Here is a 13,309-nt window from a genome sequence, read left to right on the forward strand (position 1 = left end):
AACCCGGATGACCTTCGCCGGCGGCGCGCAGTAGCGTGTCCCGGACGCCAGACCGGGAGGGGGACCCATGGAACAGCGCCGGGACGCGGCGGTGCTCGTCTTCGACGCCGACGACACGCTCTGGGAGAACAACGTCGTCTTCGAGCGGGTGATCGACGACTTCCTGGACTGGCTGGAGCACCCGACGCTGGACCGGGCGCAGATCCGGGCGGTGCTGGACGACATCGAACGCGCCAACGCGGTGGCCCACGGGTACGGCAGCAAGGTCTTCCTGCGCAGCCTCGGCGAGTGCCTGGAGAAGCTGCGCGAGCGGCCCGCCACCGAGCGGGAGCGCCGGGAGATCGACGAGCTGGCCGCCGCGCTCGTCGCCCACCAGGTGGAGCTGATGCCCGGCGTCGCCGACACCCTGGACGCCCTCGCCGGCCGGTACGACCTGCTGCTGCTGACCAAGGGCGACCGGGAGGAGCAGCAGCGCAAGCTCGACGCCTGCGGGCTGCTGCACCACTTCGACGCCGCGCACATCGTGATGGAGAAGGACGTCGACACCTACCGCTGGCTGGCCCGCGAGCACGGCTTCGACCCGGCCCGCGCCTGGATGATCGGCAACTCCCCGAAGTCCGACATCCTGCCCGCCCGGGCCGCGGGCATGAACGCGGTGTTCATCCCGAACGAGAACACCTGGGTGCTGGAGCACGACGAACTCGACCCGGCCGACGAGGGCGTGCTGCGCCTGAAGGAGTTCACCGACCTGCTTCGGTACTTCTAGAGCGAGCGCGGCCGGTAACGTCCGGTAGGTGCCCCTGACGTTCCCCTCGCACCTGGCGCCGGTGCTGCCGCTCAAGCTGTGGCGACCGCGCTGGTTCGACGGGGTCGCGCTGGCCACCGGCGCGGTGTCGCCGGACGTCGCCTACCTGTTCACCGGCACCGGGATCGAGCTGGGCGGGCACACCCACACCGCGGGCGGGGTGCTCTGGTGGGGCCTGCCCGTCGCGTTGGCCTACGCCTGGATCGTCCGCCGCACGGTGGCCGGGATCGCGGTGCACCTGCCCGGCGACCGGCTCTTCGCCTGGCGGGATCACGCCGCCCTCGGCGCGGTCCGGCACCCGTGGCAGGTCACGGTCTGCTCGGCGCTGATCGGCGCGGCCAGTCACGTGCTCTGGGACCGGGCCACGCACACCGAGCGCTGGCTGCGCCTGGTCGGGATCGACGACTTCCACGCGCACACCGGCATGTACTGGTGGTTCTTCTCGGACCTGGTCAGCACCGCCGTCGGCGGCGTCGTGGTGGTCGCCCTGGCGCTGCGGGCGGCCCGCCGGGGCGAGATCTTCCAAGGGGTACGACCGCCTCCGCCGCCGGCGCGGCCCGCCGTCTTCTGGGCGGTGGCCCTGCCGGTCACCGCCGCCGGGGCGACGGTGTTGCCGCTGCTGCCGGCCGCCACCGTGCCCGCTCCCGCCGGGGTCCGACTGCTGCACCTGGCGGCCCTCGCGCTCATCGCCGGCGCCGGCGCGGCGGGAGCGCTCTCGGTCGGCCGGACGTCCCCCGGCCGGACGGGTCGCTTCGAGGAGAAACAGCGTCAACCCGGGTAGCCGCGTTACGCGGACATGCCGCATTTCAGGATTGGCATCAATCACATTCGGCGGAGCCCCGGAATGCTTGTCCGAGCGGCGGCCGGATGCCTAACCTGGGCGCGCGTTCACGGCTCTTCGGGGTGAGTCGGGAACGCACCGAAGTCCGGTAGTTGGGCACCGTGGAGCTGAGTGCAGGCGGGCCGGCTCGCCGTGCTGAGCCCGGCGTGGGCGGCGTGCCACGCCCGCCGTGCTCGCAGCGGCGATTCCGCTACCACACCGGACGGCTGGTGGTCAGGGCCGGGGAGTTGCGGACCCGGTCCTGACCCACCACCAGAACTGTTTACGCGCCGCTCCCTCTTCTCGACCGGAAAGTGAAAGCGTCGGCCGCGTCCTGCGCGTTACATCGACCCGCCGAAATTGTGCGACGAGATCCGTCACCATTTCCGGGACACCGGGAAGACGGCCGGGATGCGATCATCTGGCGAATGGAAGCAACTCCTATCGCCGGTGGCCCCGTCGGGACGACGACGGGCCGGGCGAAACCGATCCCGCCGCCCAACCGGGCCTCCCGGTTGACCACCCTGCCCGCCGCGACGACGCAGGTGGTCGTCGTGACCGGTGAGAGCTACAGCACCACCTACGCCACCCTGGAGACGTTCCACAAGGTCAACGGCCACTGGGTGGCGGTGTCGGCGCCGCTGCCGGCCCGGATCGGCTCGAAGGGCTTCAGCGACAACCACCTGGAGGGCGTGCCGAACACCCCCACCGGGGTCTACTCGTTCGGCCCGACCATGTACGGCATCGGCGCCAACCCCGGCGTGCGCTACCCCTACCACCAGGTCGTGCAGTACGACTGGTGGAACGAGAACCCCGACTCGCCCGCCTACAACACGTTCCAGCACACCACCACCAACCCGGGTGGTTGGAGCGAGGCGCTGTGGACGGAGAAGCCGGCGTACACCCACTTCGCGGTGATCACGTACAACATGCCGCCGAACGTGGCCGCGCCCGTTCCCATGAAGGGCAGCGGGATCTTCCTGCACGAGTACAGCACCTCCGGCGGCAACGCCACCGCCGGCTGCGTGAGCATGTCCCACGCCAACCTGGTCTCGGTGCTGAAGTGGCTCGACCCGGCCCGCTCGCCGCGCATCGTCATGTGCCCGGTGCAGAACCTGGGCCGCTACTAGCGGGTTCCGGGTCCACCCAGGAGCCTCCGGCCGAACGGCCGGAGGCTCCTTCCGTGCTCCGTGCAGGGTCGTCGGGAAGTAGCCGCAAGATAGCAGCGCGCATATCGGCGCTTCCTAGCCTCCACCCGACGTGTCTGTCGAGGACCGGAGGGTAGCGGTGAAGAGACGATCACGAGGTCCCCTCGTCGGGGGACTGGTGCTGGCGTTAATGGCCACGGTGGGCTGGATGGAGGTGCCAGACGACCAGCTCGCCGCTGCCGTCCCGGTGGCGAACGCCGAGGAGGACGACGGCTTCTTCTCGAAGCTGGGTAACGCGGCACGCGACATGGTCGACGGTGGGCCGCGCAAGGCCCGGCCGGAGGCGGTCAGCGCCGGGCTGGCGGTGAACGAGAAGCCGCCGCCGGCCAAGAACTGGCCGCCCCAGAAGCGGGTCAAGGAGCTGACCGGCAAGCGGACCGCCAACGGCAGGGTCTATCAGCTCTCGGACGGTCGGACGCAGGCCGAGATCTCGATGGTGCCGCTGCACTACAAGGACGCCAAGGGCAAGTTCCAGACCATCGACACCACGGTCCGCCCGGCCAGGGACAAGGGGTACGTCCAGGGCAACCGGACCAACACCTTCACCAGCCTCTTCGGCGACAGCTCCGACGAGCTGGCCCGCTTCGAGAAGGACGGCCGGGTCATCGAGCTGGGCCTGGCCGGCGCTGCCAAGAGCGTCACGCCGAAGGTCTCCGGTTCCACGGTCACCTATCCGGGGCTCGCCGGTGGCGCCGACGTCGTCTACGACGTCACCTCCACCGCGCTCAAGGAGAAGATCGTCCTGCACCGCGCCCCGACCGGGCCGGTGTCGTACACCTTCACCCTGGACACCGCCGGCCTGACCGCGCAGCAGCGGGCGGACGGCTCGATCGCGTTCGTACCGCGCGGCGGTGGTGAGCCGGCGTTCGTGATGCCGGCGCCGTTCATGTACGACGCGAAGGACGACAAGGCCTCTCCGCACGGCAAGGTGTGGAGCGACAAGGTCACCCAGCGGGTGCAGCAGATGTACGGGCAGACCAGCGTCACGGTGTCCGCCGACGCCGGCTGGCTGGCCGACCCGGCCCGCGTCTATCCGGTGGTGATCGACCCGACCATCAAGATCCAGCCGGTGCCGACCGACGCCCAGGACGTCGAGATCTACTCGGGCGCCCCCACCACGCCCCACAACGACACGTACCAGCTGAAGGTCGGCACGACCGACACGCAGGCCTGGCGATCGCTGCTCAAGTTCAACCTTGGCTCGATTCCGGCGAACACGCCGATCGCCGACGCGCAGTTGCAGCTGTACTACTCGCAGACGCACACCACCTATGCGGCCGACGTGCCGATGCAGGCGCACCGGGTGACCGCGGACTGGACCGAGGGATCCGCGACGTGGGGAACCATGAGCACCAAGTTCGCCGGTGCGCCGGCGGCCAACGTGGTGACCAAGGACGACGGCGATTCCGGGACGTCGGTGGTCGGGACGTGGCCGTACTCGACCAGCACGTTGAAGGCGCAGGGAATCAACGGCGACTACAAGTACCACGGCAGCTCCAGCTCGTCGGACACGCACACCTGGGTGCCGACCATCACCGAGTCGGGTGACTACCAGGTCGAGGTCCACTACGTGGGTTCTCCGTTGGACCGGCCGAACAACGCCCCGTACACCGTCTACTTCTCCGGTGGGTCGAAGAGGTACGAGGTCGACCAGACCACGCCGGACAGCCAGGGCAAGTGGGTGACGCTGGGTACCCATCCGTTCGTGGCCGGCACCACCGGCAAGGTGGTGCTCAACGGCGTGCCCGGCACGTCGGCGATCGCCGACGCGGTGCGGTTCACCAAGGCCGGCGCGGTCAAGAAGTACGCCAAGTCCAGCGTCTGGAACTCGTTCCCCGTGCGCAACGTGGTGCAGGAGTGGGTCAACGGCACGGCGAACTACGGGTTCATGGTCAAGGCGCTCGACGAGGCGACCAAGGGCAAGGGCGGGCCGATCTACGAGGCGTCCGAGTACGCCTACAACAACGACCGGCGGGACTTCAACCTGCCGAAGCTGGTGGTCACCTACGGCCGGCCGAGTGTCACGGTGAACCCGCCGACGACGATCACCTCCACCGGTGCGGTGCTGGACTGGCCCGAGTACGTCGACCCGTCGACGGCGACCGGCGACAACATCGTCGAGTACCAGGTGCACCGCAGCATCCACCAGAACTTCGAGCCCTCGGCCGCGACGCTGATCGCGCCGGTGTCCTCGGCGACCCGGTCGTATCAGGACACCACCGCGGTGCCGACGGCGGCGGACAACACCGACCCGATGGCGCGGAAGTTCTACTACTACATGGTCGCGGTGAAGACCCAGGACGGTGAGGTGATCGCCGGCCCCACCCAGCAGGCGATGCTGCCGAAGGCTGGTCAGATCACCCGGATCTACCGGACCGCCGGCACCACCCCGACCGGCACTGACGGGGTCGTCGACACCACCCTGTCCAAGGCCCGTGCGACTGAGAACGTGAACGTCTACGACGGTGACCCGTACGTCAGCCCGGGCAACAACTCGTCCTACTACGGCGACACCCGGGGTCTGGTCAAGTTCCCCGACCTGGCCGGGATCCCGAGCAGCGCGCAGGTGGTCGACGCGCAGCTGCGGATGTACAACACCTATCTCTACCCGGGTGACGACACTGACGAGTACGTCGACGTCTACAAGTTGACGACAGCGTTCGACGAGACCAAGGCGACCTGGAACACCAGCAACGGCACCACCGCGTGGCTCACCACCGGCGGCGGCGGTGACTACGACGCCAGCTGGAAGGCGAGCTTCAACGGGTTCACCAACGACCCGGAGTGGGAGAACTGGAACGTCACGCCCGCGGTCAAGGGCTGGCTCACCACGCCCGCCAACAACAAGGGCTTCCTGCTGCGCCAGCGCGACGAGACGAACCTGACGGCGCGGGCAATGCTGTTGTCCTCCGAGGCCGCCGAGCCGCTGCTGCGGCCGACGTTGGAGGTGACCTACCTCGAGCAGACCGCCGAGTCGACCTACTATGCGGCCTCGACGCCGCAGACGCTGACGCCGAATGCCACGTACACCCTTCCGGTGACCGTGTCGAACCCGACGCTGGCGCCCTGGAACACCAGCGACTGGGAACTGTCCTACGACTGGAAGCGGTACAACGCGGCGGGTGTCCTGGAGGACGTCCCGGACGAGAGCTACGAGTTGCGTACGCCGCTGCCGAAGGACGTGCTGGCCGGCGGCACGGTCGACATCACCGCCCAGGTGAAGACCCCGCCGTCGTCCACCGACGGCAACAAGCGCAGCGAGTACGTGCTCAGCTGGGACCTGCGCAGCAAGCTCGACGGCCGGAAGCTGTCGGCGACCGGCCCGATCAAGGGGCTGCCACAGAACGTGGCGGTGGAGGAGCCGACCTCCGACCAGCTCGGTCTGGAGAAGTTCTACTCGTACGCGGGCAAGAACACCGGCGCCGGCGGCACCCTGATGAACAACCTGTTCGCCGGCAACACCGTCTGGTCGTACAACCCGATCAACAACCCGTCGCGTGGCCTGTCGACGTTCGTGCGGATGTCGTACAACTCGCTGGACACCAGCGACTCGGTCGCCGGTTTCGGCTGGTCGCTGCAGGCGTCGTCGATGATGCGCCTGGGCACCCCGCTGGACTTCCACCCCAATCCGAACCCGACGAAGGTCACGCTGACCGACGGCGACGGCACCAGCCACTGGTTCACCTGGGACTCGGCCACCTCCGAGTGGAAGAGCCCCAAGGGGGTCAACCTCTACCTGCAGAAGAACAGCCCGGTCGACTGCAAGCCGAACGTGCAGGAGCGCAAGGCCTGGGTGCTCACCAAGCCGGACCGCACGCAGTTCTTCTACGACTGCGAGGGCTTCCTCTCCAGCACGGTCGACAACAACGGCAACGAGATGCTCTTCACCTACGAGGAGCGCAAGAGCAACAACAAGCCGACCAAGTTTCTCCGGTACATCACCGACCCGACCGGCCGGATCACCCTGACCCTGGACTACTACGCCAAGGGCCAGACCTACGACTACATCAACGACACCACCTGGGCCCGGGTGTCCGGTGCGACCAACCTGACCAACCCGAAGATCATCGACCACGTCTCGCAGATCACCGACATCTCGGGACGCAAGCTCACCTTCACCTACACGGACAAGGGTCTGCTGGGTGAGCTGATCGACGGCGCCGGCTCCACCAACGGCACGCCGAAGACGTTCAAGTTCCGCTACGACATGACGCAGGGGAACAAGAACGTCAAACTGGTCAAGGTCACCGACCCGCGGGCCAGCGCCACCGGCCAGGCCTACTCCACCGACCTGGTCTACAACTACCCGCAGGCCGGCGACGACCCGAAGTGGCACTGGCGGACCAAGTCCTACACCGACCGGCTCGGTCACCCGACCCAGTTCGGCTACGTCGACCCGGACGCCACCAACAACATCCAGACGACGGTCACGGACGCGGAGAACCACGCCACGACCTACCTGATGGACGGCTACGGACGGTCCATCCAGACCACCAACGCCAAGAACGAGGTCACCAAGCTCGGCTGGGACGACGATCACAACGTCACCCGGCTCGAGGAGGCCAACACCGCCGTCTCCACCTGGGAGTACGACACCAAGACCGGTTACCCGACGGTGGTGAAGGACGCCGAGGCGGTCAAGAACGGCTGGCCGGGCACGGTGCTGACCTACCAGCGCCAGCTCAACGGGTACGTCGCCGAGGTGCTCACCAAGACCAGCTCGGAGGGTCGCAAGTGGAGCTTCGCGTACACCGCCGAGGGTGACATCGAGTCGGTCACCGACCCGCTTGGCAACACCACGGCGACCGTTGGCGACTACACCAGCACCAACACCTACGACGAGTGGGGCCAGCTCCTCACCGCCAAGGACGCCAGGGGCAACATCACCCAGTACGGCCCCTTCCACGTCAGCGGCTACCCGACGACCATCAAGGACGCCGGCGACGGGTTGTCGTACTTCACGTACGACGCTCGGGGCAACGTCACCGAGGTCAAGAACGGCAAGAACGCCAAGGTCACCCAGGCGTACGACACCTTCGGCCGCCCGACCACCAAGGTCGAGCCGGTGGACGCGGCCAACGGCCGCTACATCACCACCACGGCCCCGGAGTACGACCAGAACGACAACATCACGAAGGCGTTCGCGGCCAACGGGACGGCGTCGACCTCGGTCTACGACCGGGCGGACCAGGTCCTCGAGACGCTGGCTCCGAAGGACGAGGCGACCGACCCGGAGCGGAAGACCACCACGACGTACGACAAGGTCGGCAACGTCCTGACCGTCACGGAGCCGCAGGGCAACCTGACCGCGACGGTCGGCGACTTCACGACGACCACGAAGTACGACGTGATCTACCAGCCGATCGAGGTCAGCAACGGTCTCGGCCAGAAGGTCAGCACGGAGTACGACAACGTCGGCAACGTCAAGGTCCTCTACGACGCCAAGAAGAACGCCAGCGCCGCGGACGACTTCACCACGAAGTTCGACTACGACTGGAACCACCGGGTCGTCAAGACCACGGACGCGCTCGGCAAGTTCACCACCGCCCGCTACGACAAGGACGGCCTGACGGTCGGCAGCACCGACGCGGACGGCAACGAGTCGCTGGCGAAGTACGACGCCCGCGGCGCGCTGGTGGAATCGAAGGTGCCGCACAGCAAGGACGGCGCCGGCACCATCACTCACCGCACCACCAAGTACGAGTACGACCAGGTCGGCAACCAGACGAAGGTGATCAGCCCGCGCGGTGTGAACACCGACGAAGCCGTCGACGCCGACGACTTCGCCACCCAGACGGTGTACGACAAGCTCAACCGCGTCGCGGAGGAGTGGTCGGCCTACGACAAGGACGACAGCCGCTACAACACGCCCAACAAGACCATCTACACGTACGACTCGGTGGGCAACCTGGAGAAGGTCAGCGCGCCGCCGTCGGACGGGCAGACGGTCCGCAACGACACCACGTACACGTACTACGACAACGGGTGGACCAAGACCACGTCCGACCCGTGGGACATCACCACGTCGTACGACTACAACGACCTGGGTCAGCAGATCAAGACCACGCTGACCTCGGCCGGTGGGTCGCAGTCCCGGACGATGACCTGGGACTACTTCCCGTCGGGCAACCAGAAGGGTCGGTCGGAGGACGGCCTGCCGGTCGGCAAGGACGTGGTCCTGGTCGACAACTCCGACACCCACAACACCGCCACCCAGGGCACCTGGACGAGCGGCGCTGCCCAGGGCAACTACGGCTACGACGTGGCCACCGCGCCGGCGGGTAGCGGCACGGCCCAGTTCAACTGGCAGCTGAACATCCCGCAGGGCGGCAACTACGACGTGTTCGTGCGGTATCCGCAGGTCAGCGGTGCGGCGACGGACGCCAAGTTCACCATCACCTACAGCGGTGGCGCCAGCGTCACCAAGACGGTGAACCAGACCCAGGGCGCCGGCACCTGGATCAACCTGGGCAAGTACGCGTTCGTCGAGGACGGTGTCCAGAAGATCACCCTCACCGACCAGGCGACGGGCAAGGTGGTCGCCGACGCGGTGAAGCTGGTGCGGGACAACGCCGCCGACGTCGACAACGAGAAGAAGGAGTTCACCTACAAGTACAACCCGAACGGGATGATGGTCGAGGTCAAGGATCTCAGCCCCGGCGCGAAGATCGGCCGGTACGAGATCGGGTACGACGACCTCAACCAGATCGCCTCGGTGAAGGAGTTCGTCGGGACGGCGACGACGCCGAAGAACACCACGTCGCTGACGTACGACCCGAACGGCAACCCGCTCACCTCGACCCACGACCTGACCTGGTCGAAGATCGAGTACGACGAGCGGGACATGGTCGCCAAGGTGACCAACGCCGACTCGGCGACTGCGGGTAACCAGCAGATCTCGACGTTCGCCTACACCGCCCGCGGGCAGATGCTCAACCAGGTCAAGCCCAACGGCAACACGGTGGACTTCGAGTACTACCTGGACGGCGCCACCAAGCGTCAGCTGGAGAAGACCTCCGGCGGGGCGACGGTCGCCGAGCACAACCTGGAGTACTCGGCCAACGGGCACCCGTCCCGGGACGTCATGAAGTTGATGAACGCCGACAACTCGGCGGACCACATCGACAACACGTACGTCTTCTCCTACGACCCGCAGGACCGCATCAGCCGGCTCGACAAGACCGGTGACAGCAGCTCGGTGGAGTCGTACACCTACGACGCCAACAGCAACACGGTGGCGCAGACGATCGAGGGCGCGACCAGCACCAGCAAGTACGACCGGAACCGGCTGCACTCCACCACCTCCGGTGGGGTGACGTCGACGTACAACTACGACCCGTTGGGTCGCCTCGACACGGTGTCGATGGGTGGTCAGCGGGCGCAGAAGTACTACTACGACGGGTTCGACCGCACGGCGAAGACCACCGCGGGTATCGGTGCGACGGCGAAGTCGACGACCTACGTGTACGACCCGTTCGACCGGACGGTGTCGCAGACAACGGGTTCGAAGACGACGGCGTTCACGTACCTGGGGATGGACAACCAGGTGCTGCGGGAGGAGGTCGCGGGTAAGGCGACCAAGTCCTACCAGTACGCGCCGTGGGGTCAGCAGCTGACCCAGATCAAGCACAAGGACGATGGATCGCGGGAGTACTCGCAGTTCATCTACCGGCCGCGTGGTGATGTCGTCGGTATCACGAAGGAGGACGGTAAGACTCGGGCGACGTACGGCTACACGGCGTACGGCAAGGACGACGAGTCGCAGTTCACGGGTGTGGACAAGCCGGGTGCGCAGGCGGAGGGTGAGGAGCCGTACAACGCGTTCCGGTTCAACGCCTCCCGCTGGGACGCCGGCTCCGGCACGTACGACATGGGCTTCCGCAACTACGACCCGGGCCTGAACCGGTTCCTGACGCGGGACTCCTACGGCGGCGCCATGGCGGACATGGGTCTGGCGACGGATCCGTTCACCGGTAACCGGTATGCGTTCGCTGGTGGTAACCCGGTCAGCTTCGTGGAGTTGGACGGGCACCTGTTCGGGATGTCGTGGTCGGATGTCGGTCACGCCGCCCTGGACGTGGCGGGCATGGTGCCGGTGATCGGTGAGGTCGCCGATGTGGCCAACGGCATCTGGTACCTCGCCGAGGGCAACTACGTCGACGCCGCCATGTCGATGGCTTCCGCTATCCCGCTGGCGGGTAACGCGGTGGCGGCGGCGAAGCTGGCCAAGACCGGTAAGAAGGTCGTCGACGGCATCGACACGACCAACGACACCCGCAAGGCCGCGAAGGCAGGAGAACCCTCCACCGGCACGCCGAAGTCCGGTCCGAGCTGCAAGGTGAACAGTTTCGTCCCTGGCACGAAGGTGCTGATGGCCGACGGTTCGACAAAGGCCATTGAGGACCTGCGGGAGGGCGACTGGATCAAGGCCACGGATGTTGAGACCGGTGACACCCGGGACCGTCAGGTCACGGACACCCGTAACAACAAGGGCGACAAGAAGCTGGTCACCCTGACCATCGACCTCGATGGTCAGAACGGCGATGCCACCGGCAAGGTCACCTCCACCGGGGGTCACCACTACTGGCTGCCGGACGTCGGGCGTTGGGTGACCGCCGACACCCTCAAGCCAGGCATGTGGCTAAGGACCTCGTCGGGCGTCTGGGTCCAGATCAGTCTGGTGGACCATGAGCGGCGCCATGAGCGTGTCTTCAACCTCACCGTCGACGCTGACCACAACTATTACGTCTTGGCCGGTGGCCAGACGATCCTGGTTCACAACGAGTGCCCTGAGCAGATCGATCTCAACAGCGATGAATTGAGCAAGAAGGCCTTTGAGACGCGCCAGAAAGCAGGGCTCTGGGACGGTGACCGCAATGTTGCGGTGGCTAGGGTGAAGGGGCCTGAAGGGGAACGGCTCGTCGCTGGCGTCAGCAAGCGCAAGGATTACCACTCGGAAGATTCCATCATGGATCAGTTGAAAGACGGAGAGATGATCCATGAGTTGTACAGCGAGCGGCTGCCGTGTCCTGATAGGTGTGGGCCGATGCTGGCCGGTAGCGACCGCATGGCGAGTGACGCGAGGATCACGTATACGGTCCCGTACTACAGCGAGAAGGCAAAGGGCGGTCGAGCCCTGAACAGGGGGGCGAGGGAATTGCTCGTAAGCCTGCTTCAACGGGAACGGGCCCGACTCCAGTAGTGCAAGCGGGCTGGCCGACCAGTTGTACAATCGGGTCGGTCAGCCCGCGTTCCTGTTACGATGACCGCCATGCCTGACAATGTCGACCTCCCCCGTCCCGCTTCTCTGGCTGACCTGGCCGAAAGTGTCATGCGCAGTCTCCGGCTCGTCGGCGTTCCGACCGCTCGAGACCGCTCCGACCCAGGCGCATATGTTTACGTCGATGAATCTACGGATGAGTCAGGCGGCGTTTTCGTCGAGTGGAATTTGAGCGAAGAACTGCGCCACGCGATGATGCAGTTTGCTGCGGAGGGGGATCTGAGTAGCCCCCGTCTTTCCTTTATCGAGTCTGCCCAGGGTGCGATGGAGTCCGCATTGCGCGCGATCGTTGCTGCAGCAGGTTTCAAGATCGATACGGAAGCGGTAGGAGTTCATGAATTTGCATTCAAAGTGGAAGCAGTTTGAGCGGTAACAAATGAAAGTTGCTCGTAAAGAGGGCTGATCTTAGCGGCCGCCGTCCCTTTGAGGTCAGCCCAGAGCGGGTGCTAGGCCGTTCGGACAATATGAGTCGAGTCTGCCGGATGGTCGGTGCCCCGTCCTGGGTGCGTGGCAACGCAATCGAGAATGCACTAATTCGGGAACTCATCCGGTGGCTCCTGAAGCTACGTGGTGATCAAGGGGAATCCGTGCAACTGCTGCTACAAGCAAGTGGAAGGCCCTCGATCCGGCAGGCAGGGCGGGCCATCATGGATGGGATGGACGCTGGAGAGGTTGACGCCAGAGTCGGGGCACGCGAGATGACCGCCCTGACGTACATTGACGACAACACGGCGTTTGGGTTGCGTAGAAGATCAATTACAATCGAGCCGCCTGATGGCTTCCTTGGATCATTTCGTGCGTTCGTCGGTAACGGTTTGCTCATCTTTAGAGATGTAACTCTGTGGATACGCATGCCGATTTTGCTTGGAGTGCCGTCGTCCATGCCGCCCCGGATTAAATTCATGTGTGTGTTCAGCACTCCATCGACGGCCCAGTGGTGGTTGACCTGCACGAAGGAGAGCCCTCGGAGTTGGCGATCGAAGGCGCTGAACTGTTCGACGGCGCCATCTCATCTCTGCAGGGGCAATTTGTTATCCATGACCCACTCGAAGAGGTCAAGTTGCAGGTGACCACCGACCGTCCAGGTCCGGCTCGTTTGCGAATCTCGGCTGACTACGAATCGCTGCCGACCGTGCTTCGCTTTCAGGTCTGGTACTGAGGTCGTTTCCTCGGCTTCGTGCAGGCCTTGGGGTAAG

General features: G+C 65.9%; 6 protein-coding genes. All 6 read left to right on the top strand.

Going from position 1 to position 13,309, the window contains the following annotated elements; genetic code table 11:
• Positions 1-67: 67 nt before the first annotated feature.
• The 6 genes from FHX75_RS00495 (at position 68) to FHX75_RS00520 (ending at position 13,272) form a co-directional block, all read left to right on the top strand.
• Entirely contained in the window at positions 68-766 is a 699-nt protein-coding gene (locus FHX75_RS00495; protein WP_154936125.1) for an HAD family hydrolase, read from the top strand.
• A gap of 28 nt (positions 767-794) precedes the next feature.
• Positions 795-1,586: a DUF4184 family protein gene (locus FHX75_RS00500; RefSeq protein ID WP_154936126.1), complete on the top strand. Its 792-nt coding sequence runs from the start codon at positions 795-797 to the stop codon at positions 1,584-1,586.
• Positions 1,587-2,053: 467 nt separating this feature from the next.
• Positions 2,054-2,755 carry a L,D-transpeptidase family protein gene (locus tag FHX75_RS00505; protein ID WP_154936127.1) on the top strand — a complete coding sequence of 234 codons (702 nt, stop codon included), beginning with the start codon at positions 2,054-2,056 and terminating at the stop codon, positions 2,753-2,755.
• 226 nt (positions 2,756-2,981) lie between these two features.
• Positions 2,982-12,035, top strand: coding sequence for a golvesin C-terminal-like domain-containing protein (locus FHX75_RS00510; protein WP_170285257.1), 9,054 nt, complete (start codon positions 2,982-2,984; stop codon positions 12,033-12,035).
• 69 nt (positions 12,036-12,104) lie between these two features.
• The gene (locus FHX75_RS00515; protein WP_154936129.1) at positions 12,105-12,479 is read left to right on the top strand and encodes a hypothetical protein; all 375 of its coding nucleotides are present in this window, start codon (positions 12,105-12,107) and stop codon (positions 12,477-12,479) included.
• 571 nt (positions 12,480-13,050) lie between these two features.
• Positions 13,051-13,272, top strand: coding sequence for a hypothetical protein (locus FHX75_RS00520; RefSeq protein WP_154936130.1), 222 nt, complete (start codon positions 13,051-13,053; stop codon positions 13,270-13,272).
• Positions 13,273-13,309: the final 37 nt, after the last annotated feature.

The sequence above is a fragment of the Micromonospora palomenae genome (assembly GCF_007829925.1).
Lineage (GTDB): Bacteria > Actinomycetota > Actinomycetes > Mycobacteriales > Micromonosporaceae > Micromonospora > Micromonospora purpureochromogenes.